The sequence below is a fragment of the Clostridium sp. DL1XJH146 genome, assembly GCF_054819755.1.
The window spans coordinates 64555-89937 of record NZ_JBTVVN010000004.1 but is presented as its reverse complement, the minus strand read 5'-3'; the positions used below and the strand labels follow the sequence as shown (position 1 = coordinate 89937).

Here is a 25383-nt window from a genome sequence, read left to right as displayed (position 1 = left end):
AAACAAATGTACAAATTTAACTTTAAGGACAAAGATTACGAATTAGAAGAAGATAATTGTTTAGATTTTTATAATGATGAAGAGAAACCAGTTACAGGTTTTGAATTAGAAGAGGCAATTCAACTATTAAATGAAGGTGAAGAAGTAAATTTTGAATTAGCGTACTACGATGAAGCTTGTGAAAATTGTTTTGACGGTGAGAGACAAAAAACTTATGAATTTTTAGAGTACCATTATTATATATTTACCAAAGAAGGTACTTATGTAAACAATAGTATATCTTGCAAGAAAGAAAAAACAACTTTAGGTAGATTACTTAGAAGTGGAGAAGTTGATAATAGTTATATTGTCAGTTTTATTGTTTGTGTAAATTGCGGTAGCTATTATGTAGAGATAGAGGAATGTGGAGTTTAAAATTTAATTTAAAGAATAAGTTTAATATATTAGCCAAGTATGAGATAGCGCATACTTGGTTTTTGTATTTTATGTAAATTTTTTAGATACATATATTATTATAACAAAATTATTATAAAATGATAAAAATATTATTATATAACAGTAATATAATAATAAAACATTATTGCTAAATAATAGCAATACTGTTATAATAAATGAGAAATATAATCAATTAAAATAATGTAATTTAAGGAGATGTTAATTATGGCAAATGAACCAAGAGAAATGTTGAATGAATTTGTAAGTGGAATTGAAGAATTTTGTGGTATGGAAGCATCAAAAGATACTATGACTGGTTTTATGGATCTATTAGGAACTACATACGAAGATGGAGCTTTAGATACTAAAACAAAAGAATTAATAAGCATAGGAATAGCTTGTTATAACAGATGTTTATATTGTATCGTGTATCATACTTATAAAGCACTTGAAGCTGGCGCAAAACGTGATGAAATACTTCAAGCTTCTATGGTATCAATAGCATTTGGTGGTGGCCCATCAGCAGCATATAGTGTAACAATGCTTAAGAAAAGTTTGGACGAGTTCGAAAAAGATTTCCAGTAAGAGTTGAATGAAAAGGATACCAATAGAGAATAGAAATAAATTTTTATTCTCTATTGGAAATAAAATAATAGGAGGAATTAAGATGATTACAAAAGTTGTACTTGATAAATTTGCTAAAAACGCAAAACAAGGTAAAATAGGTAAAATATCTAAACAAGTAGGAGATACCGTTAGGATAGGAGAAAAAATTCTTAATACAGAGTGTGTAAAAGGGAATAGTGTTATTAAGTCTAAAGTGAATGGCAAAATAGTTAAAATTTTAGTTGAAGAGGGTTCAAAAGCTAAAGTCGGTGATTTGCTTGCAGAAATCGAAAAAGACGACTAATTCTTTTGTAATATCTACTAGCTTTAATCCCTGGATTAATTTATCAATTGAGGAATTCTTGCTTGATGAGGTAAAGGATAATGAAGTTATTTTGTATCTTTGGCAAAATGAAGATACTGTTGTTATAGGAAATAATCAGAACCCATGGAAAGAGTGCAATGTTGAGAATATTAAGCACAATGACGTAAAACTTGCTAGAAGGTTATCTGGTGGTGGGGCTGTTTATCATGACATTGGTAATTTGAATTTTACTTTTATAACAAGGCAAGAGCTTTATAATGAAAAAAAACAACTAGATGTAATTTTAAAGGCGACAAAAGCTTTTGGATTAGATGCAAAGTTTTCAGGAAGAAATGATATATTGGTAGGAGGGAAAAAGTTCTCTGGAAATGCTTATTTTTGGGGAGATATTTCGGCGTATCACCACGGTACCGTATTAGTATGTTCTGACTTGTTAAAGCTTTCTCAGTATCTTAATCCATCTAAGAAGAAAATTATTTCAAAAGGTATAGATTCAGTAAAATCTAGGGTTGTTAATCTTTCTTCAATTAATGGGGATATAAGTATAGAAAGAATGAAAATTGAATTATTTAATTCTTTTGAAGAGGTATATGGCGAAGTCTCAAAAAAGACTGAGTTTGGTGAAGAAATAATAGAAGAAAAAAGATTTGAAGGATTATATGAAAAATATTCTTCTTGGCAATGGATATATGGAGAAAGTCCATCTTTTGATGTATCTTATGAAGACAGATTTTCTTGGGGTGAAATACAAATAGGCATAAATTTGATTGATGGCTATATTTGTCGCGTGAAAATATATTCAGATGCCCTTGCTACATCTTTTATAACAAAATTAATAAAAGCTTTAGAAGGTATAAAATATGATACGGAATGCATCAAAGAAGCTATTATGTCTATAAAATATGAAGAAGATGAAATGCAAATTTTTCAGGATATAGAGGGAATGTTTAAATAATAATTTGCAATGTGCAATGTGCAATTAGCAATTAGCAATTTGCAATTAGCAAGGTGCAAGGTGCAATTTGCAATTAGCAATTAGCAATGTGCAATTTGCAATTAGCAATGTGCAATTTGCAATTAGCAATTTGTAATGATTGTTGATTTTGTTACGCAAAATCTTTAAGGTTTTAATGAAGGGGGTAGTCTAAGTGATTGAAGATATTACGAAATTATTTTCAAAAGAGCAAATAGAAGAATTAGACATGCTAATTGATGCTCAAGGTAATAAGCCAGGAGGGTTAATACCGTTACTTGAAAAAGCACAAGATATACTAGGATATATTCCAGTATGTGTACAAGCGACAATTGCAGAAAAAACAGAAATTCCAGCCAATAGAATATATGGTGTAGTTTCATTTTATTCATATTTTACTATGGAACAAAAGGCAAGACATAGAATACAAGTATGTCTTGGAACAGCATGTTATGTTAAGGGTGGAAAAGAAATCGCTGAAAAAATAGAAGCGGATTATGGAATAAAAGTTGGAGAAAGCACAGAAGACGGAAGATTTACTTATGAAAAAGCAAGGTGCTTTGGTGCATGTGGACTAGCTCCTGTAGTAGTTGTTGATGGTAAGGTTTTTGGGAAGGTTACTGTTGAGAGTATAGACGAAATTTTAAGTCAGTATGAATAAAGGTAAATTATTAGTTGAAGTAGTTTATCTACAATAAAATTTTTGTATAGTGAGGTAATATTATGCTAAAAAAAACAATAACCGATATTAATAACATAAAAGATAAAGTTCAAAATCAAAAGAACTTGATTGATAATTTCACAAAAGTATATGTGCATATGGGGACGTGTGGAATTGCTTCTGGTGCAATGGAAGTTCTGAATGCTCTAAAAAAAGAAAAAAAGGAAAACAGTTTTAAAGAATTGAAATTAATAACAACAGGGTGTGCAGGAATATGTTCAAAAGAACCTCTCATTACAGTAGAAGTTCCTGGACAAGAACCAATAATATACGAATATGTAGATGCAGAAAAAGTAGCTAGAATATTTAAAGAACATATAATAGACAAAAAGGTTGTTAAAGAATATGCCTTTGCAAGAGGAATGGAATATCAAATAAAAGAGAGAATTAAGAACAATGGGATAATGCCTGGACAAGATGTTATAGATGATAGCATTCCAGGAATTGAAGAAATTCCGTTTTTTAAGTATCAAGAACAAAGAGTTATGAGAAATAGAGGGTTTATAGACCCTAATAAAATAGATGATTACATTGGAAGAGAGGGGTATCAAGGTGCTATAAAAGCACTGAGTTCCATGAATTCTAATGACATAATAGATGAAGTCCTGAATTCAGGCATTAGAGGAAGAGGGGGAGCAGGATTTCCAACAGGATTGAAATGGAAATTTGCAGCTAAAGAAGATAATGATGTTAAATATGTTTTGTGTAATGCTGATGAGGGTGATCCTGGTGCTTACATGGATAGAAGTGTTCTTGAAAGTGATCCACATAGTGTAATTGAAGGAATGATAATTGCAGCAAAAGCAATTGGTTCTCATAAGGGATATATTTATTGTAGAGCGGAATATCCATTAGCAGTTGATATACTTAATAAAGCAATTAAAACCGCAAGAACTTATGGATTGCTGGGTGAGGATATATTAGGAACTGGGTTTGATTTTGATGTTGAAGTATATGAAGGTGCAGGGGCTTTTGTTTGTGGCGAAGAGACAGCTCTTATGAGATCGGTTGAAGGACTTAGAGGAAATCCAAGACCAAGACCACCATTCCCAGCACATGCAGGTCTTTTTGAAAAACCAACTATATTAAATAATGTAGAAACTTTATCAAACATATCTCAAATCATCGTAAAAGGTAGTGAATGGTTTTCTGGTATAGGGACAGAAAAAAGTAAAGGAACAAAAGTGTTTTCTATTACTGGAGATATAAATAATGTTGGCTGTGTAGAGGTTCCAATAGGAACCAAATTAAGTACAATTGTAAATGATATTGGTGGTGGAGTTGTAGAAGGCAAGCACTACAAAGCTGCTCAACTTGGAGGTCCATCAGGTGGATGTATTCCTATACAACATATGGATGTTGAAGTTGATTATGAAACTTTACAAGAATATGGTGCAATAATGGGATCGGGTGGATTGATTGTAATGTGTGATGAGCAATCAGCTGTTGATATTGCAAGATTTTTTATGGAATTCTGTAAAGATGAAGCTTGTGGGAAATGTATACCAGGTCGAGAAGGAACAAAACAGATGCTTAATATTTTAGATAGAATCTGTGAAGGTAAAGGTAAAGTGGATGATATAACTAAACTTGAAGAATTAGGAAAAGTCATTCAAAAGACTGCTTTATGTGCTCTTTGTAAAACATCTGCAAACCCTGTTTTGAGTACTTTGCGCTATTTTAGAAGTGAATATGAAGAAGCCGTATTGAAAAATTAGGGAAAGGGGTGTAATTATGATATTTACAAAAGCATTGGATTATGAAGATATTAAAGTGAATTTAAATAAAGAAGAAGATATAATTACTATCATAGGATGTGAAACCTGTGTAAGAGTTGCAGGTAGCGGTGGACAAGAAAAGATGAAGGAACTTGCTTTACAACTAAGAAAAGATGGATACAATGTAAAGGATGGTTTTATGGTTCCTTCTGCATGTACTCCAAAAGTACTTTTTGCTAAATTAAGCAAAGATGTTAATACTATAATATCCCTTGCATGTGGTGCAGGCACAGCAAATATTGGTAGGTCATTTGAAGGGTATAAAATTATTGAAAGTGTAGAAGACATAGGGCTTATGGTTACTGATACAAAGAAAGAAATTATTAAAATTACAATGCCTTTTAAGAAAGATAGCTGTGAAGTTGGTAAAGAATACGAAGTTATTACAGGAAATAAAAATGATAGTGATAACGGATTACCAATAATGGAGGTAGTAAAATGATAATATCACTTCGATCAATAAGTTATGAAGATTTGAAAAATAAATTATCAAAAGAAGATAAAATAGTAATGCTCAGTTGTAATACTTGTGTAGTTGCTTGTGGAGTTGGTGGTACAGCCATGATGACAACACTTGAAAACATGCTTACAGCTGATGGATATAATGTTATCGGAAAAGATTTAATAAGTATAGCTTGTACTTTGAATCTTGTAGAAAAACATGTTAAGGATATTAAAAAGAAAGAAATGTATGATGAAGCAACAGTAATAATTCCTTTAGTATGTGAAAATAGTCTTGTTGGAATAGAACATATATTTAAAGATAAAAAAGTAATTCCTATGAATAAAACTGTGGGAACAGGAAATCTTACAATGGATAGAGGTGTAGTCCTTACTAATCCATTAGAAACTACAGGATTAGAAAAAAATGCTGAAGGCTATGAATTGTATGAGGTAGCAGAAAAATTAAATCTATATGATGAATTTTTTGACGAAGATGATGCACCATATTTAGAGCGAGAGTATGTTAATATTAAAATAAATGGTGAAGAAGTAACAGCGGAAAAAGGTGCCAATTTATTAAATGTATGTGAAGAAAATGGTTTCTTTGTTCCTCATTTATGTTACGACGAAGAATTATCAGAAGCAGGAGTATGCAGATTATGTCTAGTAAAAATAAAAGGTAGAAGAGACCTTATGCCTTCTTGTTGTACTCATGTAGAAGAGGGAATGGAAATAGTAACAGAGGACGAAGAGCTAATAAATGATAGGAAGGTAATACTTGAACTTGTTATGGCATCACATAATCATAATTGCCTTACTTGTTCAAAAGGGATTCCAAATCTTATGGGAAGTTGTGAACTTCAGAGTCTTATGAGAAGATACGGAATTGAGGAAAGCAGATATGATGAAAATAAAGAGGTTACTGCAATTGACAAGTCTAGCCCAGTAATAGCTTACGATGCTAATAGATGTATACTATGTGGACGATGTGTACGTGCTTGTGAAGAAATAGCTGGACTTTGCAATATAGGCTTTGTAAATAGGGGTTCAGAAACTTTAGTTGCTGCTGGTTTAAATGTTGACATGGATCAAAGTGATTGTGCAGCTTGTATGGCTTGCGTAAATGTTTGTCCAACAGGGGCTTTGACTGAAAGAGTAATTCGTTTTAGTGGTGAAAATTGGGAAGAAAGTAAAGTATATAGTGATTCTTTTGAATAGAAAATTAACTAATTTTTAGAATATTAATGAAGAGCATCTACTGAAAGTAGATGCTCTTCTATTTGTTTATATTTTTAATATATTTTTGATGAGTTCTTTCTTTTCATTATTTGTTTTTGTCAAATTTTCAATTTCTTCTTGAATTTCTAACCTTTGAGTTTCTAAAGTTGAAATTTGGGTTTCTAAAGTGTTTATTTCATCTTTAGTTTTGGTCAGTTCATCTTGAGTTGATGACAAGCTTATATTTATATCTTCAATTTCTTTAGTTAAGGTATCGATTAAACGATAATCTTCATCAGAGACTTCAGTATATACTGTAAGTTCTTTTTTGGAAGAAGAAAAATAACCTTTTACTGTAGATTCTTCGGTTCCTGTGTAGTAGGCATCGATTTTTTGCCACTTATCTAGCTCAAAGCTGGATCTAGTTAAATAAATTATGGCATTCTTTTTGGAAACGAATTTACCTAAAAATGTATTGAAGGGCAGAGAAGTAATATATTTATTGGTATCTAATTTTTCTTCTGGATAAACTTCTATAGCTTCATAATTTGTTTTTTCATTAAGTGCAGAGGTTTTATCGTTTTTGCTTTTCAGTAATAAATCATTGCTAGTTTCTATTTCATTTAGTGATAATAGTATTTCTTGTAGGGGCTTATCTATATTAGCTATGTCATCTTCTATTGGAGATAAGGCTACAAGTAAGTTATCAATAGAAGAGTTATTATTGCGAATTTCACGTGCAGAGCTTATCAACTTTTGAATATCTTCATTTTCAGTAAAATTATATTGGTTATAAAAATTTGAGAGTTTAGCTATTTTATCTAAATTTCTATCGAAGTTTTCTAAGTACATAGTTTTAATTATATTTATAAATGAAACTTCTATGTCTATTTTTGTTCTTTTGGAGATTATATTTGAAATTATAATTTCCTCAGAGGCTTTCAAACTATTCTCTGCGTAATAATAGTTTAATTTATCAAGAGATATATCTAGGTTATTGTAAATATTTATTACACCGTAATTATTTTTAAAATAGTAATCTAGAATATTTATACCTTCAAGAATTTTGTCTTCAGTGATATAGGCAGAGATTTTTATAGCAAAAATATTTTCTATTTCTTCACTAGAAAATTCTTTTATTTTTGATTCAATAGTGGCCCAAAAAGTTGAACTGAATATTTCATCTTTGTCTACAGTACTGATATCACTATTTTGGTTCACTATTTTACTAGTAATCAATAAGGTACAAAGGGTATCTAAATTGTAGTTAGTTTTTTTATATTCTACAATTTTATCTGCAATACATTTTTTAAGATACGCAGGGTTTGATGTAAGTTCAAGTTGGGTTATTAGATAATTTGCGCCAATTTCAATGTTATTTGATAATATTTCATCTACAGCAAGACAAACGGATTCTAGATTTTCTTCTTTGTTTTTATTTTTTTCAATGTATTCAATTAGTTTATCACCATTGCCTTTGTTTCCATAAGAGTTTAATAGTCTACTAGTTGAGGTGTTAGTGGAGATTATCATAAATAATAATATTATTAACAAAATTGTACTAGAGAGTGTTAATAAAAGTCTTTTGTTGTTTGAATTATTGTGGATAAAATCTTCGATTTTTTGACTGTATTTTTTAAACATAGGCCCTCCGTATTTTTGAAATATAGTGTGGCGTAAGAATATTGTTTATACTATAAATCTAATAATATGTATACTATTTTCAAATAAATTCTGAATAAAAGTGTAATTATAATATAGCAGAGAGTTTAGATAGAATACAAGTTTTAAATAAATAGTATAAAAAGTTAAAATAATAATTTAACTTTTAAATAAAATAAAAAAAGGTAAATTAAAGAATATTGTTGATTATTTTACTATGATATCGGTTTATTTCAAAAAAATACGTGAACAAAAAGAACATAAAGAACAAAAAGTACTATACATAGACAGAAAATTAACAAAGTTTTATAATGACAGTATACAAAATATTCTTAAGGGGGATAAATATATGAAAAAAATTATGGTTTTAGGATTAACTGCTTTTATGACAGTAGGATTATTAGTAGGATGTGGACAATCTAATAACAACGCAGACAACAACACAGCTAACAACGCAAATAACAATACAAATGCAGAAGAGAATACTGCAGACGAAGCAAAGTATGAAGATGGTATCTATTTTGCACAAGAAGATACTTTTAATGCAGAAAATGGTTGGAAGAGCATGGTTACTATTGAAGTAAAAGATGGCGAAATCACATCTGTTGACTGGAATGCAGCTAGTAAAAATGCTGGAGATGATAAAAAGACAGCATCTGAAAATGGCGGATATCCAATGGTTTCAGCTGGTGGAGCTCAAGCAGAATGGTATGAGCAAGCAGCTTTAGTAGAAGCTAACCTTATAGAAACTCAAGACCCAACAGCTGTAGAGTATACAGATGAAGAAGGTCATACAGATGCTATTGCAGGTGTATCAGTACATGTTAATGATTTTTACGCTGTAGCTGAAGAAGCTTTAGCTAATGGTCCTGTAGGAAGTGGAATGTATACAGATGGAGCTTATCATGCAGAAGAAGCTGAATTTTCTCATGGATGGAAAGGAACAGTTGATTTAACTGTAGTTAACGGATATATTGTTGCTGCTAACTGGAGTGCTATTAGTGAAGAAGGCGGAGATGATAAGAAAACTGCTTCTATGAATGGCGAGTACGGAATGTTTGAAGGTGGAGAAGCACAATCAGCATGGTATGAGCAAGCACAATTGGCAGAAGCTTATCTTTTAGAAACTCAAGAAATCACTGATGTTGAATATACAGATGAAGAAGGACACACAGATGTTATTGCTGGAGTTTCTGTTCATGTAAGTGATTTTTATCAATTAGTACAAGAAGCATTAAAAGATGCAGCAAAATAAATTATAGCAAAAAAGGCTTTAGAGAAATTCTCTAAAGCCTTTTTATAGTTTCATCTAAATTTTTTATTAGGAAATAGATATCTTCTTTCTCAATGACAAGGGGTGGTTGAAAAGCAAGTACATTTCTATCAACACCATTTTTGCCAAGTAAAATACCTCTATCTTTCAATTCTTCAAGTATTAAGTCGGTATAGGCACTAGCAGGTTGACCGTCTTCTTTTACTAGTTCAACACCTTGCATAAGACCTAGTCCACGTACATTTTTTATGATTGGATATTTGTCTTTTAATTTATTTAATTCAACTCTTAGAATATCACCGAGTTCTTCAGACCTTTGGCATAGATTATTTTTTTCTATAAAATCCAGAACAGCAATGGCTGTTGCAGAAGAAACAGGATTACCCCCTAAAGTAGAAGCAGAAGGTTTGGTAAATGAAGCTGCAATTTCATCATTTGTGCAAAAGGCTGAAATAGGGAACCCGTTACCGAGGGCTTTTGCCACAGTCATAATATCAGGTACAATTCCAAAGTGCTCTATTGCAAACATTTTCCCAGTTCTTGCAAAACCAGTTTGCACTTCATCTATTATCAATAAGATATTATTCTCTTCAAGTAGTTCTTTTAATTTTTTAAAATACCATTTTGGTGGAGTTATAATACCACCATTACCTTGAATAGGTTCCGCTATTAGAGCGGCAATTTTATCAGCACCCTTATCTTCAATTATTCTTTTAATAGATGCTAAAGATTTTTTAGCCCCTTCTTCAAGAGAATCGTTTTTATTATAAGGATTTTTAGCTATATGAACACCTTTATCTAGATTGGGATCAGCTCTCCACATAGGGATGGCAGTTGTACTCATAGTTAAATAGGTACGCCCGTGAAGGCCATTTTCTAGTGCTATGAAGTCATTTTTACCAGTATATAATCTAGCTAGTAAAAGAGCTCCTTCATTAGCTTCTGAACCAGTACAACAGAAAAAGGAATGTTTTAAATTTCCCGGTAGTACTAATGATAATTTTTCTGCAAGGGCTACTATTGGTTCAGTTAAATAAATAGTAGAGGTGTGTTGGAGAAGTTTCATTTGATTTATAGATGCTTCAAGTATTTCATCATTGCAATGACCGCAATTCATTACAGAAACTCCAGCAAAAAAATCTAAGTATTTTTTACCTTGTTCATCAAATAGATATTGCTTTTTACCCTGTACTATTTGTGGCGGATTTTTATAAAAATGTTGAGTGCAAGGGAATAAAAAATCTTTCTTCTTGTCAATTATATTGTCAGGACCTATGTAATTAGGCAATCAGACAACCTCCTTTTTAGTTTTTTATCAGCAGTTAGCAATTTTTAGTTTGCTAACTACTAAGTATAAATAGATATCATTTATATTCCAAACTGTAGTTTATTAATTAAACTGAAAAGCTCCTAATGTATACCCAGCTCTTTTTGAAGGGAGCGTTGTAAATAGTTCTGTACAGTTATCTAAATTATTTATAGCTTTTTTATAAACGCCAATTATTTTTTTTAGTTCATCTTCAGTATAGGTATTTCCTTCAATTCTTAAACGACTTAGACCCAATGAATTAAGTTCTTTTATTAAAGGAAGATAGCATAATTCTTTGTATAGGGTCATATGGTTTCTATTATTATTGTCTATATATACAGGATGCTCATATCCTTTGTCATCTACTAAAACTAGTATATTGTTAGATACATGTGAATTATTTTCTTTTCTTGTAGGCTCAAGGACTTTGAGATTTTCGTATAAGTTATGTTCTAAATACATTACTGCTGGTGAACCATGTACAAGTAACTCCATTGGAATAGGGGCTTTTTTTATAACTTCAACAGCATCTAATAAGGGAGCTTCTATTGATAAAGTAAATACATTTAAACCTTGTTTTTTGTAAAAATTAGCAGCCTTTTCATTATAAATATTTAAACTATAGTCGCCGATTAATTCAAGACCTAAATTTTTGAACTTTGATACTGCACCTAAATTAGTAACTAGTAAACCATCTAGACCTAAAGTATCCTTTTGTAGAATATGTGTATACTTTGAGAAATCTTCTTCAAACATCATTCTTGGGAATCCAAGATAGACCTTTGTATTATTTTTAGTACTAGTTATAGTTTTGATTTCTTCTATACTGAATGGTTTGTTAGGATTAAATACTTCCCCAGATAAATATAGTGAATCTACTCCTTCAGCTATAGCTAATTTTGCTTGATTATAAGAATCTACTTTTACACTAATGACAATTTTATTTTTTTCTACATCAGATTGGTTTTTTGGAAAATTAGAAGTAATGGTTTCTTTTATTACATTTAATCTATCTTGGGATAATTCAAGTTCTTCTATAGGTTTACTGAAAACTTTACCAGTACTGTAGAATTTACCTGTACCTTCCCAACGTCTATTTATATTTTCTAATCCTTGGTTTCCAAAAGCAAAACCTGTTGATAAGTCTCTTTTACGACTCTCGAAAATTTCTTTAGCTTGTTTTTTTCTGTCATAATTAAGTGGGTCTTCAATATATCTATCAATAGCATCACTATAAAAATTTATTAATTTAATTAAATAATCGGATTCTCTCATTCTTCCTTCAAGTTTAAAAGAAACAATTCCTGCATGGATTAATTCAGGAATATGCTCATACATATACATATCTTTAACAGCCATTGGATACTCTGTAGGGTAGACAAGACCATCTTTTTTCATAGTAAAATTCCATCTACAAGGTTTCATACAGAGACCTCTGTTACCGCTTTGGCCGAAAAGTACACCACTATAATTACACTGAGCGCCGTGGGCAATACACATGTCACCGTGAGTGAAATATTCGAATTCTATATCTGTTTTGGATTGTAGATATTTAATAGTTTTTAAATCCATTTCTCTTGAAGCTACAACTCTAGTTATTCCTAAATTTTTTAAAACATTAATAGTTTCTAAATTATTTACATTCATCATTACGGAAGAATGTAAATTTAGATTTAAATTTAAATCATTTATGAGTTCTATAATACTTAAATCCTGAACTATTAAAGCATCAGGCTGTATTGTATCTAAAAATTTAAGGTAAGCCTCAGCATCCTTTAAATCTACTTGACTAAAAAGGTTGTTTACGGTTATATATACTTTTTTATTTAGAGAATGAGCAATAGATATAGCTTCTTTAATCTCTTCGTTTGTAAAGTTAAAATTTTTCCTGTGCATACGCATATTTAATATTTTTCCGCCAAAATAAACTGTATCTGCACCACTTTGAATTACTTCTTTAAATATTTCAAAATTGCCAGCAGGTGCTAGCAATTCTACTTCTTGATTACTAAAAAATCTAGACAAGATTAGACACCTTCCTTAAAATAATATTTTAAAATAGATATAAGTATGCCGTAGCTAATTAGAGTATAAGCTACGACATGTGAATGTTGAAAATTATTTAATTAAATCATAATTAGAGACATCTTCTAGAGTGTAACTACTAGAAGTAAGATCCTTTGAATTTAGCCATTTTAGTACAGCATTAAATTCTTCTTCAGAGGCAGGAGAGGCTTCACTATAATTAGGTATTTCTATAGAATCTTTTACGGATTCTGGGAAACCGGCTTCTTCAATTATAATATCCATATATTCCTCTTTGGCTGTACTATTTAAGTATTGTACGGCTTTGTTATAAGCTCTGTAAAAAGCTTTGATTTCTTTTTCATTAGCGTCTATAGATTCTTCTGTAAATAGCATTATACCTGGATTAATACCTAGGTTATCAGAACTATCTAAAACTATTCCACCACTTATAGAGGCTACACTTGCTAAAGGCTCTGGTAAAGTTGCCATATCTAATTTATCAGTTGAAAGCATTTCTAATCTTGTAGGAATTTGAGGGATTGCAATTTTTTCTACAGACTCTGTAGAAATATTAGATTTCTCTAGCATTCTATCAGTTAAATATTCAATTATTGTATTTTTGGAAATTCCCACGGTTTTCCCTTCAACAGCAGATACATTTTTAATATTTGAATTTTGGCTTGAAATTAATTTGAAACTTCCTTCAGTTTTTGAAGTTATTTTAACTTTAAAATCATTATCATTTAGAAAAACTATGGGAAGCATATCAGAAACAGCACCGTCTAAATTGCCTGTTTGCAATGCTGAATCTCTATCTTGTGCGCTTTTAAAATGTTCAATGGTTACAGTGAGGTTTTCCTCTTCGTAAAAACCTTTTTGGTCAGCAATTATAAGTGGGATAGAATCCAAATCGGGCATAACACCGATTGTTAATGGTTTAAATGTAGATGATTCGTTATTTAAAATGTTACTATTGTTATTATTACTACAACCAATTATAGCAATAGAAATGGTTAATAGCATAAAAATTGAAAGTATTTTCTTTTTCATAATTAACTCCTATAGAATTTTTATTTAAAAATTATATTTATTTAGGGAAGTAAATATAATAGATAGTATTAGATATATAACGCATTGTAAGAGTTAGATATATTGATAATGCTTTATTATTATAGCACTATTTTTTTTTATTATAAAGTAAAAAAAGTATAGTAAACAAATAATGAAATAATACATGAACAAAATGAACAAAAATATCGAGTTATGACCAAAAAAGCTATAAATCTAGTAATTAAAACTGAATCTGATAAAATATTAACATAGGGATGTAATATAGTAAAGAATATCAATATCTTAATAATTTAGATTATTTATTATTTAGAAAATATTAATAAAGAATAGATCTAAGGAGGAAATTTAATGAGCAATACTAAAAAAATAGTTGTTCTTGGTGGAGGGTATGGTGGAGTTTTAACTGCTAAAAAACTTGCTAAGAAATTTAAAAAGGATGAAAATGTAGAAATCACATTAATTGACAAAAACCCATATCATACAATGCTTACAGAATTACATGAAGTTGCAGCCAATAGGGTTCCAGAGGAATGTATCAGGATTAATCTAAAAAAAATATTTGCTAAAAGGAAAGTAAATGTTGTTTTAGATCAAATTAGTGAAATGAATTTTAATGAAAAGAAGTTGATATCAGAGAATGGTGTATACGAATATGATTATTTGGTAGTAGGGACTGGATCAAAGCCTACATCTTTTGGAATTAAAGGAGTAGAAGAATATACTCATAAATTATGGTCTTATGATGATGCCGTTTCTTTAAAGGAACATATACTTGATATGTTCAGAAAGGCAGCTCTTGAGAAAAACAAGAAAAAGAGACAAAAGATGCTTAGTTTTGTAGTTGTAGGTGGTGGATTTACAGGAATTGAAATGATTGGTGAATTAGGAGAATGGAAGAATACACTGTGCAAAGATTTTGACATAGCAAGAGAAGATGTCAAGCTGTACGTTGTTGATGCAATGCCTAAAATTTTACCGATTTTCCCTGATAAATTGATTAGAAAAGCAGAAAAAAGACTTGCTAAGTTAGATGTTGAAATAGTTACTGGAGCAGCTATTTCTGAAGTTTCAAAAGATTCAGTTATGATAAAGGATAAGGGTTCAATAGAGGCAGATACAGTAATATGGGCAGCTGGAATTGAAGGCTGTGAGATTATGGGTAACTGTGATATAGATCAAAAAGGTAGAGGAAGAATTGTTACAAATGATAAATTACAAGCTGAACAATATAAAGATGTTTATGTTGTAGGGGATAATATTTTCTTCATTCCAGAAGGAGAAGAAAGACCAGTTCCTCAGATGGTTGAAAATGCAGAAGCTTCAGCAGCATTAGTTGCAAAAAATATTGCGGCAGACATTAAAGATGAGGAATTACAACCATATGAACCTGCTTACCACGGAGCTATGGTTTGTATAGGCGGAAGATATGGACTTGCTCATTTAGGAATGCCTGGTAAGTTCTTCTGTCTACCAAGTTTCTTTGCTATGTTTGTTAAACATTTTATCAATGTAGTTTATTTTGTACAAGTAGCAGGATTTAATAAATGCTGGTCATATGTTATGCATGAATTTTTCCATGTTAAAGATAATAGAAGTTTCTTAGGTGGACATTTTGCTAAGTCATCACCAAATTTTTGGTTGATACCACTAAGAATTTTTGTAGGATATAGTTGGCTTATGGAAGGTATAGAGAAACTTTCAAAAGTAATAGAGGACCCATCATACATTTTCTTGATACCTGCATCTCCTCTAGCTGATGCAACTTCAGCTGCATCTGAAGTAGTAGAAGAAGGAGCAGAAGTAGTACAAGCTTTAGGGGTACCTGGTTTTATTGAGAATATAGTAAGTTGGTCAATGGATGCATTCTTCTATACAAGTGATGGTGGATATACAGGTTTAGCTACTGTTTTCCAAACAGGCATGGTTGTAGCTGAAATACTAGTAGGTATACTGCTAATAGTTGGATTATTTACTGCAGTAACATCAATTGTTTCAGTTGCAATGGGAGTTATGATCTGGTCTTCAGGTATGGCACCAGCTGAAATGCTATGGTACTTAAGTGCTGGAGTAGCTCTAATTGGTGGATCAGGAAGCACATTTGGGTTAGACTATTATGTTCTGCCATGGCTTAAAGAACGTTGGAAGAAACTAGGATTTATTAAAAAATGGTATTTATATACTGATTAATATGATAATATATAATGTCCTTTTAAAGAATTCTTTAGAAGGACATTTATAGATTAAAATACATTTATTTAATAATTAGAGAAAAAGTTTTATTGTTTTTATATATACCATTTAGTATATTTTAAATATACTAAATAGTAATTGGATAAAGGTGAGTTATAATGAAAAAGACAGATGTACTAATTTTAGTAGGATTATTGATAGTATCTTTAGTATTTTTAGGGTTTAATAAGTATAAAAGTAATGATATAAAAGAAAATAAAAAAGAAATATATGCCGAAATTTATATAGGGCAAGAATTATATAAAAAAGTTACACTAGAAGACGATTATGAAGAAACAATTAATATAGAAACATATGAAGGAATAAATGTTATAGAAATACATGATGGTGGAGTAGAAATTATTGAATCAGATTGTTTTGACCATATTTGTGAAAACACCGGTTTTATAACCGAAGTAGGAGAAATGATAGTTTGTTTACCTCATGCAGTTGTTGTTGAAATAAAGGGCGATGAAGAAACAAAAATAGATGCAATATCTAATTGAAGATAGAGTATCCATAATGGAACTCTTTAATATTAATAAAAAACAAAGGTGATTAAATGAGTGAATTTTGGAAAGAATATACGGAAATATATGATGAACTAAATGATGTTACTAAGATAATGAAGAAAAATATTAAAACTTCAGAAGATATTTTCAAAGATTCCATTGGATTAGTTATGGATAATAGCGGTAAAATGCTTAGACCAGCATTTGTTTTGCTTGCAGGAAAATTTGGGAATTATGAAGCCGAAAAAAGTAAAAATCTCGCTGCAGCAATAGAAATGCTTCACACAGCTACTTTGATTCACGATGATATTGTTGATGAGGCAAAGTTAAGAAGAGGCATTGAAAGTGTTCAATCCAATTATGGAAAAGATTTTGCAGTTTATGCTGGTGATTATTTATTGTGCCAGTGCTTTAATTTATTGACTAAATATGATTATACTATGGAAAATTTAAGCAAGATATCAAAAGCTATGTCTAGAATATGCAGGTCTGAAATAAATCAGCATTATTTCAGATATAATAGTGATGTAAGTCTTAAAAAATATATTAGAGTAATATCAGGAAAGACTGCAGCGCTATTTGCTTTGAGTTTTGTAGTTGGTTCAAAAGAAGCAGAATGCGATGAAAATACTGTTAAACTTTTAGGCAAAATCGGTTATAATCTCGGTATGGCATTTCAAATAATAGATGATTTATTAGATTTTACAGTTAAAGAAAAGAAATTGGGTAAAAGTGCTCAGAATGATTTAAAGCAAGGGTACTATACACTGCCCTTGATATTAGCTATGAAGGAAGATAGTGATAAAGAAATTGCTAGCATTCTTGATAAATCTATTTTTATTAGTGAAGATATAAAGGCTATTATCAATTTAGTAGAAAAACACAATGGAATAAAAGGGGCTAAACAAGTGGCCGATAGATATACAAATAGAGCTCTTATGAATATAGAAAAGTTACCTGAATGTGAGAGCAAAGAAATTATAAAAGAAGTTGTTGAAAAACTACTGAGAAGACAATATTGATAGAGCAATGCACAATTTCAATGCACAATGCACAATGCACAATGCACAATTAAGTTCAAAAGAGTAAGTTCAAAAGAGTAAGTTCAAAAGATTGAGTTCAAAAGATAAGAGCAAAAGATAAGGGCTAAGAGATAGGAGGATTATTGAATGGCTTATAAGGATTTGCAGAAGTTTATAGATGATTTGAAGAAAAAAGATCTTATTTATGAAATAGATGCGGAAGTAGACAGTGAGCTGGAGATAACTGAGATAACAGATAGAGTTTCTAAAAAATTTGGTAAGGCTTTGTTGTTTAATAATGTTAAAAATTCACCATATCCTTTGGTTATAAATGCTATGGGTACTTACGAGAGATTAAATTTAGCACTAGGTGTAGAAAATTTAGATGATATAGCAGATGAGATTGTTGATTTTATGGACATGGCAAATTACGCTACACTTGTGAGCAAGATAAAATCAGCTCCTAAATTAGCTAAAATGGCTTTTATTTTTCCTAAGAAAGTGAAAAAAGCAGCTTGTCAGGAAGTTATAGAAGAACCAGATTTAGATAAACTGCCTATTTTGAAGTGTTGGCCTCAAGATGGAGGTAGATATATAACCCTTCCTTTAGTTATAACTAAAGACCCTGATACAAATCAGCAAAATATGGGCATGTATAGATTACAAGTATACGATAAAAAAACAACGGGTATGCATTGGCATCTTCACAAAGACGGAAGAGAGATATACGAAAAATATAGAAAATTAGGTAAAAGAATGCCTGTATCAGTGGCAATTGGATGTGATCCAGCAACTATTTATTCAGCTACAGCACCATTACCTAAAATGATTGATGAAATGATATTTGCAGGTTTCCTCAGAAAATCTTCCGTTGATCTTGTTAAATGTGTAACTAATGATATATATGTCCCAGCAAATGCAGAATTTATTTTAGAAGGATATGTAGATTTAGATGAAAAGAGATTAGAAGGACCTTTCGGAGATCATACAGGGTATTATTCACTTGAAGATATGTATCCGGTTTTTCATATAGAGAAAATAACAAGAAAAAAAAATCCAGTATATCCTACTACTATTGTAGGAAAGCCGCCTATGGAAGATTGTTATTTGGGCAAAGCTACAGAAAGAATTTTTCTTCCTTTATTAAAAATACAGGTTCCTGAAATTGTCGATATGAATTTCCCATTAGAAGGGGTTTTTCACAATTGTGTTATAGTTTCCATTAAAAAAGCATTTCCAAAACATGCACATAAGGTTATGAGTGCCCTTTGGGGAATGGGACAGATGATGTATACAAAAATGATAATAGTTGTAGATGAGGGAATAGACCCACATGACATATCAACAGTAGCATGGAAAGTATTTAATAATATAGATGCAAAGAGAGATGTGGTAATATCACAGGGACCATTAGATGCCTTAGACCATGCATCTGATACAGCTCTTTACGGACATAGAATGGGTATTGATGCTACAAAAAAATGGCCATCAGAAGGACACACTAGACCTTGGCCAGATGATATTGAAATGAATGAGGAAATTAAGAAATTGGTAGATAAAAGGTGGAATGAATATGGTATTGAATAAGGTATCGGATAAAATTAGAACCTATGGGGAGCTTGTTATGTTTTCTCATACTTTGTTTTCATTACCATTTGCTTTAATTGGAATGTTTTGGGCAGCTAATGGGCTGCCTTCTTTTGGGACAATATTTTGGATATTAGTTGCATTAACTGGGGCACGTAATGGAGCAAATGCATTAAATAGATGGGTTGATAAGGATATTGATAAGAAAAATCCAAGAACAGCAGATCGTCATATGCCAAGGGGAGCAGTTAATTCTTATGAGGTATGGGGAATAGTTTTGTTTTGTTTTGCTATTTTTATTTTTGCTGCATATAAGTTAAATCCATTATGTTTTATGTTGACTCCTGTAGCTTTATTTCTATTTGTTATTTACTCTTATACTAAAAGATTTACTTGGGCATGCCATATTATACTGGGTATAGCTTGTGCAGGTGCACCTGTTGGAGCTTGGTTTGCAGTTACTGGGAAAGTTGCTTTTACTCCTTTTATTTTAGGGGCAGTAGTAGCATTATGGGTTGCAGGTTTTGATATAATATATGGTACACAGGATATTGAATTTGATAGAAATAATGGATTGTTTTCTATCCCAGCTTATTTTGGATTAAAAGGGGCACTTTTAATATCTTCTGCATTTCATTTTATTATGGTTGCTTTACTAATAGGTTTATATTTTATTATGAACTTATCATGGGTATACTTAGTAGGAATTTTTATAGCTTCAATTCTTTTGGCAATTGAGCACTATATAGTATCACCATCAAATAGGAAAAAAATGAAAATAGCTTCTTATGGTATAAATCAGATTATAAGCCCTATTATTTTGTTGTTTGCTACTATAGATGTTTTTCTATTTTAGAGAGAAGTGTGATGTTAGAACAATGCACAATTAAGGTGGATTTTCTTCCCGATGGTCAGAAAATCTTTAATTAATTAAATTATTAAAAATTCTCCATCAAAAGAAGAAAAGGATATTAAATGTATTAATAAATGTTTTAATGTTTTAATCTTTTAACTGCACAGTGAATTCTTTTTTATAAAAAAAGCACTCTGCAAATTGTACTCTTGTATAAAGAGAAGTACTGTGCGCATTGTAATTTTTGAGAAAGAGAACTAGACATTACAATCTTCTTTAGAAAAAAGGGGTGTATTTTTGAAAAAGTATATAATAGGTATTACAGGTGCTAGTGGAAGTATTTATGCAGTAAGATTGATAGAGGAACTTGTGAAGTTAGAAAGTGAAATATTCGTAGTTTCTACAGAGAATGGAAAGAAAGTAATGGAGTATGAAACTGACTTGAATTTTGATGAGTGGATTGGTAATATTAACAGTAAGGCTAAAATAAAAAGTTGTGATATAAACAATATGTTTTCATCTGTAGCTAGTGGTTCATTTAAGACAGATGGTATGGTTATTATTCCTTGTTCTATGGCAACTATTGCTAAATTGAGTATGGGAATAGGAGATAATTTATTGCTAAGAGCTGGAGATGTAATGATTAAAGAAAAGAGAAGACTCATATTGGTTCCAAGGGAAACGCCTTTAAGTGCGATTCATTTAAGGAATATGCTTACGTTAAGTGAGATGAATGTAACATTAATACCTCCTATGCCGGCTTTTTATAATCACCCTAAAAATATAGATGATATAATAAATAGCACAATAGGTAGAATTTTAGAAGCATTGGGTATAGAAAATGATATTTATGAAAAATGGAATTAGGTTTGGAGAAATTTTGCTAAAGTTATTAGATGAAAATCAGTTATTTTTAAAGGGTGTAATTTATGATCGATATTGAAAATTTAACGGTTTATTATGATGAAAAAAATAGCCATATTAAGGCTTTAGATAATATAAGCTCACATGTTCAAAAAGGTAAAATATGTACACTTTTAGGTCAATCAGGAGCAGGAAAATCTACTTTATTAAAGGTTTTAGCAGGCATAAAGAAAGACTACAAAGGGAAAGTACTCGTTAATGGGGATAAGATTGATACTAAAATACATTCAATAGGATATATTCCACAAAACTATGGATTAATTTCATGGAAAACAGTAGAACAAAATATTTTATTAGCATCTAAAATTAAGATGGGCAAAAAGAATATTGATATGAAGTATTATAAAGAAATAGTAGATAAATTGAATATATCAAAATATTTAAAATCATATCCAGATAGTTTAAGTGGTGGAGAAAAGCAGCGGGTTGCTATAGCAAGAGCACTACTTTTAAAACCTAATCTATTACTAATGGACGAACCATTCTCGGCATTAGATACCTTTACAAGAGAAGAAGCACAAAATTTATTTTTAAATATATGGAACGAGCACAAAGTGACAACTGTTTTAGTGACTCATGATATTAAAGAAGCAATATATTTAGGACATAAAATCGTAGTTATGCAGGCTTCCCCAGGAAAAATTATAAAGACTATAGATAATAACTCTTTTGGTAAATCGTACACTGAATTTGATAAGGAAGTAGAAAATATGGTTTTTGATATAAGGGGAATTATTAAAGGAGAGCAATTATGAAGATAAGTGAATATAGAAAAATTAATTTTTTATACTCTTTTATCATTGTGTTTATTTTATGGTATTTTATAGCTTTGCTAATTGATAAAGCTATGTTCCCTACACCAGTAGAAATTATGCAGTATATTGCTGAAAATTTTACTAGTAAATTATATATACATATATTTTATAGCATAAAGAGGATTTTGTTAGGTATTCTTATTACTTTAATTGTTGCGGTACCTTTGGGTATATTGATGGGATATTATAAAAAAATAGACCAGATTTTTTCTCCTATTTTATATTTCAATTACCCTGTTCCTAAAACAGCTCTACTACCGGTAGTTATGTTATTTTTAGGATTAGGGGAGGGGCCTAAAATAGCAATGATAATTTTAATAACTTTTTTCCCTATAGTAGTAAATATTAGAGATAAAGTAAAAAATATACCTGATGAAATTTATTACACTATGTATTCCTTAGGGGCAAGCGACAAGGAAATTATTATGGAAATTATTTTCCCTGGTATATACTCAACAATTCTTACATCGTTACGTATTAGTATTGGAACAGCTATATCAATATTGTTTATAGCAGAAAATTTTGGGACTCAATTTGGTATGGGATATTTAATAATGGATTCATGGATGAGGATTAATTATATTGAGATGTATTCAGCTATTGTTATGTTAAGTTTAGTGGGAGTAGTGTTATTTTTCCTAGTAGATATAGTAGAAATAATTCTATGCCCATGGAAAAAGGTGAGATAAGATATGAAAAAAACAAAAAAACTATTCATAGTAGTTGTGATGCTAGCTATAGTTATATTATTTTCATTACCCTTAAGTAAGATACAGCATATTTATGAAGATGGAGTATACGAGGGTATAGGAGAAGGACACCATGGAGATATTAAAGTATCAGTGTTAATTGAAGATTCTAGAATAAGGGGAGTTAAAATAATAGAAGAACAGGAAACACCTGAGTTAATGGAAATTGTCTATGCTAATATTCCAGAGAGGGTTATAAAAGCTAATTCTAGTGATGTAAAGGTTGTAGCTGGTGCAACACTTACAAGTAAAGGATTGATCAATGCTATAGAAGATGCAATAGATAAAGCTAGAGTTAAGGAGTGAACAATTATTGAAAATTGAATATAAAATTGCTTTATTTGTTACTTTACTTCTGACTTTAGTTGTCGGAAGCGTTGGTTTTTTAACATCTGAACAAATAGGAAAAACAGTAGAGACTCAGATGGGTAATAATGCTATGGATATGGCAAGAACAGTAGCTTCATTAGATACTATTGAGGAAATTCTGGCTACAACTAAAGATTATAATGAAATTCAAGAATTAGTAGAAAGTATTCGAAAAGAGACTAGATTTCAGTATATTATTGTTATGGATATGGATGGTATAAAATATTCTTATCCCTATGAAAATGCTTTGGGTAAAGTTTATAGAAGTGGTGGAGAGAAAAGAGTCCTTGAAAATGGTGAGGCTTATGTTTCAGCAGATAGGAATGTATTGATTTCAGCTATAAGGGCATTTGCACCTATATATTACAATGGAGAACAGGTAGGTGCTGTTTTAGTAGGACTTTTGAATGATACTGTAAATAAAGAAATAGCTCCATATACAAATAATTTTAAATTGTTTTTTATGATAGGTATTATTGGAGGAATTGTAGGGGCAGCATTATTAGCTTTTAATATAAAAAAAGCTATATTTGGACTAGAACCTAAAGAAATTGCACTTTTAATGGCACAAAGAGAAATAGTTCTTCAAAGTCTAAAAAATGGTATATTGGCAGTTGATTTAAATGGTGAAATAATGTTATTTAATAAAGCAGCAAAATTAGTGTTCAATTTAAAAGAGGAAGATATAGGGAGAAATATTTCAGAATTTAGTAAAGCGTATATGGATCAGGTTATACAAGTCTTAGACACAAAAGAATCAGTTTATAATAAAGAGATGAAGATAGGATTGAATAAATATATTATATGTAGTCATACATTATTAAAAGATTATAAGGACGACATAGCGGGTGTTGTATCAAGCTTTCAAGATCTAACAGAAGTAAAAGAAATGGCTGAGGAGTTAATAGGAATTAAAAAAATGACTAATGAATTAAGAGCTCAAAGTCATGAATATATGAATAAGCTTCATACAATATCTGGGTTAATTCAGTTAGAAGAATATGATAAAGCTGTTGATTACATATCAGAGTTATCTGAGACAAGAGAAAAAGTAACAAGTAATTTACACAAAAATATTAAAAAATCTTATGTGGCAGGTATATTATTAGCAAAGTATTATAAGGCTAAAGAACTTAGAATTAACTTGGAAATTGACCCTAATTCTTATTTAGAAGAAATACCAGAAAGTATAACAGAAGGTGATATTTGTTCTATTATCGGGAATTTAATTGAGAATGCTTTAGATGAATTAATTAAAATAAATAATGGTAAAATAAATGTAAGTATAAGAACAGATGAGAGTGAGCTTAAAATACTTGTTCAGGATAATGGACGAGGAATTGATAAAGAAATAAAAGATAAGATATTTGAAAGAGGAACAACCACAAAAGAAGGCAACAGAGGAATTGGTTTATGGATAATAAAGCAAATAATAGATAGGGCAGGAGGAAACATTAATATTATAGTAAATCAAGGGACAACTTGGGATATTACAATACCTATGAAGAGGGGTGTATAAAATGATTAATGTATTAATAATCGAAGACGACCCAATGGTTAGAGAGATAAATGAGAAATTTTTAGGAAAAGTTGAAGGGTACAATTTACAGGCAAGTGTTGGGAGTATTGAGGAAGCAAAAGAAGAAATTACTAAAGGCTCTGTGAATTTAGTCTTGCTAGATATGTTTTTATCAAAAGGAGTAGGCCTTGATTTTCTTAAGTGGATTAGAACAAATGAATTGAATTGTGATGTTATATTGATTACTGCAGATAAAAGTATTGAGACAGTGGAGAGCGCATTCCGTTTTGGGGCAGTGGATTACATTATAAAACCTTTTACTTTTAAGAGATTTAAAGATGCATTAGAACAATATAAAAGTAGAAAGGTTAGTTTTACAGAAAAGAAGAATGCTGAACAAGATATTATAGACCAAGTTGTCTTTAAGGAAAATAAAGATAAAGTAAATGTATTTGAAGATATAAAGGATATAAGAGACGTGAAAGGCGTTAGCCAACACACCTATGAAAAAATAATTAATTGTATTGAAAAGATAGGAGATAAAAGTATTACTGCTAAAGAAATTGCTGAATTAGTAGGAGTTTCTAGAATTACAGCTAGAAGATATCTTGATATCTTAGAGAAAGAAGGCAAAGTGGTTTTAGAAATGGAATACGGTAAGATAGGAAGACCTTTAAATAAATATAAATTTAATAATGGATATAAATTTAACAATGATTATGAATAATTAAGTATAACAGAAGGTGTAGGGTTCAATATATTTGAGCACTACACTTTTTTAGTTTTAAGCAATATATTTATAATATAATTTAAAATTGACAAAAAAGAATAAAATATTGCTTAAAAATAAGATGTATTTAGTAATAATGATATTTATTTAACAAAATGAACAATATAAATAATATTAATTTAAATTGAATAAATATTATTTATATTATACAATACATCTGTAGATAGTTAA

At 30.4% G+C, this 25383-nt stretch carries 24 protein-coding genes; 20 read left to right on the top strand and 4 right to left on the bottom strand.

Annotated features, from left to right (window positions below; genetic code table 11):
* Positions 1-6 precede the first annotated feature (6 nt).
* The 8 genes from ACVHXK_RS03570 (at position 7) to ACVHXK_RS03535 (ending at position 6500) form a co-directional block, all read left to right on the top strand.
* Positions 7-414 carry a DUF3785 family protein gene (locus ACVHXK_RS03570; RefSeq protein ID WP_461204987.1) on the top strand — a complete coding sequence of 136 codons (408 nt, stop codon included), beginning with the start codon at positions 7-9 and terminating at the stop codon, positions 412-414.
* A gap of 246 nt (positions 415-660) precedes the next feature.
* On the top strand, positions 661-1020 hold the full coding sequence (locus tag ACVHXK_RS03565; protein WP_461204986.1) for a carboxymuconolactone decarboxylase family protein: 360 nt from the start codon (positions 661-663) through the stop codon (positions 1018-1020).
* A gap of 82 nt (positions 1021-1102) precedes the next feature.
* Positions 1103-1345, top strand: a complete 243-nt coding sequence (locus ACVHXK_RS03560; protein WP_461204985.1) for a biotin/lipoyl-containing protein — start codon at positions 1103-1105, stop codon at positions 1343-1345.
* On the top strand, positions 1320-2321 hold the full coding sequence (locus ACVHXK_RS03555; protein WP_461204984.1) for a lipoate--protein ligase: 1002 nt from the start codon (positions 1320-1322) through the stop codon (positions 2319-2321). The genes ACVHXK_RS03560 and ACVHXK_RS03555 overlap by 26 nt, the downstream gene beginning before the upstream one ends.
* A gap of 193 nt (positions 2322-2514) precedes the next feature.
* On the top strand, positions 2515-3000 hold the full coding sequence (locus tag ACVHXK_RS03550; RefSeq protein ID WP_461204983.1) for an NADH-quinone oxidoreductase subunit NuoE family protein: 486 nt from the start codon (positions 2515-2517) through the stop codon (positions 2998-3000).
* A 62-nt stretch (positions 3001-3062) separates the two neighbouring features.
* Positions 3063-4778 carry an NADH-ubiquinone oxidoreductase-F iron-sulfur binding region domain-containing protein gene (locus ACVHXK_RS03545; protein ID WP_461204982.1) on the top strand — a complete coding sequence of 572 codons (1716 nt, stop codon included), beginning with the start codon at positions 3063-3065 and terminating at the stop codon, positions 4776-4778.
* 16 nt (positions 4779-4794) lie between these two features.
* Positions 4795-5280, top strand: a complete 486-nt coding sequence (locus tag ACVHXK_RS03540) for a hypothetical protein (protein ID WP_461204981.1) — start codon at positions 4795-4797, stop codon at positions 5278-5280.
* The gene (locus ACVHXK_RS03535) at positions 5277-6500 is read left to right on the top strand and encodes a 2Fe-2S iron-sulfur cluster-binding protein (protein ID WP_461204980.1); all 1224 of its coding nucleotides are present in this window, start codon (positions 5277-5279) and stop codon (positions 6498-6500) included. Before ACVHXK_RS03540 ends, ACVHXK_RS03535 begins: the two co-directional genes overlap by 4 nt.
* A gap of 66 nt (positions 6501-6566) precedes the next feature.
* Here ACVHXK_RS03535 and ACVHXK_RS03530 read toward each other — a convergent pair whose 3' ends face one another.
* On the bottom strand, positions 6567-8144 hold the full coding sequence (locus ACVHXK_RS03530; protein ID WP_461204979.1) for a coiled-coil domain-containing protein: 1578 nt from the start codon (positions 8142-8144) through the stop codon (positions 6567-6569).
* A 367-nt stretch (positions 8145-8511) separates the two neighbouring features.
* On the opposite strand from ACVHXK_RS03530, the gene ACVHXK_RS03525 reads away from it, so the two are divergent.
* Positions 8512-9417, top strand: coding sequence for a hypothetical protein (locus tag ACVHXK_RS03525; protein ID WP_461204978.1), 906 nt, complete (start codon positions 8512-8514; stop codon positions 9415-9417).
* Between the two features lie 31 nt (positions 9418-9448).
* Here ACVHXK_RS03525 and ACVHXK_RS03520 read toward each other — a convergent pair whose 3' ends face one another.
* The 3 genes from ACVHXK_RS03520 to ACVHXK_RS03510 all read right to left on the bottom strand — a co-directional run bounded on the left by ACVHXK_RS03520 (position 9449) and on the right by ACVHXK_RS03510 (position 13822).
* On the bottom strand, positions 9449-10723 hold the full coding sequence (locus tag ACVHXK_RS03520) for an aspartate aminotransferase family protein (protein ID WP_461204977.1): 1275 nt from the start codon (positions 10721-10723) through the stop codon (positions 9449-9451).
* 102 nt (positions 10724-10825) lie between these two features.
* Positions 10826-12769 (bottom strand): peptidase U32 family protein, encoded by a 1944-nt coding sequence (locus tag ACVHXK_RS03515; protein WP_461204976.1) that lies wholly within the window; start codon positions 12767-12769, stop codon positions 10826-10828.
* 93 nt (positions 12770-12862) lie between these two features.
* Positions 12863-13822 carry an ABC transporter substrate-binding protein gene (locus ACVHXK_RS03510; protein WP_461204975.1) on the bottom strand — a complete coding sequence of 320 codons (960 nt, stop codon included), beginning with the start codon at positions 13820-13822 and terminating at the stop codon, positions 12863-12865.
* A 369-nt stretch (positions 13823-14191) separates the two neighbouring features.
* Here ACVHXK_RS03510 and ACVHXK_RS03505 point away from each other — a divergent pair, with 369 nt between their 5' ends.
* The 11 genes from ACVHXK_RS03505 to ACVHXK_RS03455 all read left to right on the top strand — a co-directional run bounded on the left by ACVHXK_RS03505 (position 14192) and on the right by ACVHXK_RS03455 (position 25149).
* Positions 14192-16030, top strand: a complete 1839-nt coding sequence (locus tag ACVHXK_RS03505) for an FAD-dependent oxidoreductase (protein WP_461204974.1) — start codon at positions 14192-14194, stop codon at positions 16028-16030.
* Between the two features lie 161 nt (positions 16031-16191).
* Positions 16192-16578, top strand: a complete 387-nt coding sequence (locus ACVHXK_RS03500; protein WP_461204973.1) for a NusG domain II-containing protein — start codon at positions 16192-16194, stop codon at positions 16576-16578.
* A gap of 56 nt (positions 16579-16634) precedes the next feature.
* Entirely contained in the window at positions 16635-17606 is a 972-nt protein-coding gene (locus ACVHXK_RS03495) for a polyprenyl synthetase family protein (RefSeq protein ID WP_461204972.1), read from the top strand.
* A 147-nt stretch (positions 17607-17753) separates the two neighbouring features.
* On the top strand, positions 17754-19193 hold the full coding sequence (locus ACVHXK_RS03490) for a menaquinone biosynthesis decarboxylase (RefSeq protein WP_461204971.1): 1440 nt from the start codon (positions 17754-17756) through the stop codon (positions 19191-19193).
* The gene (locus tag ACVHXK_RS03485) at positions 19180-20049 is read left to right on the top strand and encodes a UbiA-like polyprenyltransferase (RefSeq protein WP_461204970.1); all 870 of its coding nucleotides are present in this window, start codon (positions 19180-19182) and stop codon (positions 20047-20049) included. Before ACVHXK_RS03490 ends, ACVHXK_RS03485 begins: the two co-directional genes overlap by 14 nt.
* A 294-nt stretch (positions 20050-20343) precedes the next feature.
* A complete protein-coding gene (locus ACVHXK_RS03480) occupies positions 20344-20913 on the top strand; it encodes a UbiX family flavin prenyltransferase (protein ID WP_461204969.1) in 570 nt (189 codons plus the stop codon).
* Positions 20914-20975: 62 nt separating this feature from the next.
* Positions 20976-21725 (top strand): ATP-binding cassette domain-containing protein, encoded by a 750-nt coding sequence (locus ACVHXK_RS03475; protein WP_461204968.1) that lies wholly within the window; start codon positions 20976-20978, stop codon positions 21723-21725.
* Complete coding sequence (locus tag ACVHXK_RS03470; RefSeq protein ID WP_461204967.1) at positions 21722-22474, top strand: ABC transporter permease; 753 nt, start codon at positions 21722-21724, stop codon at positions 22472-22474. The genes ACVHXK_RS03475 and ACVHXK_RS03470 overlap by 4 nt, the downstream gene beginning before the upstream one ends.
* A gap of 3 nt (positions 22475-22477) precedes the next feature.
* On the top strand, positions 22478-22840 hold the full coding sequence (locus ACVHXK_RS03465; protein WP_461204966.1) for an FMN-binding protein: 363 nt from the start codon (positions 22478-22480) through the stop codon (positions 22838-22840).
* 7 nt (positions 22841-22847) lie between these two features.
* Positions 22848-24422, top strand: coding sequence for an ATP-binding protein (locus ACVHXK_RS03460; protein ID WP_461204965.1), 1575 nt, complete (start codon positions 22848-22850; stop codon positions 24420-24422).
* Position 24423: 1 nt separating this feature from the next.
* Complete coding sequence (locus ACVHXK_RS03455) at positions 24424-25149, top strand: response regulator (RefSeq protein WP_461204964.1); 726 nt, start codon at positions 24424-24426, stop codon at positions 25147-25149.
* The last annotated feature ends 234 nt before the right edge of the window (positions 25150-25383 follow it).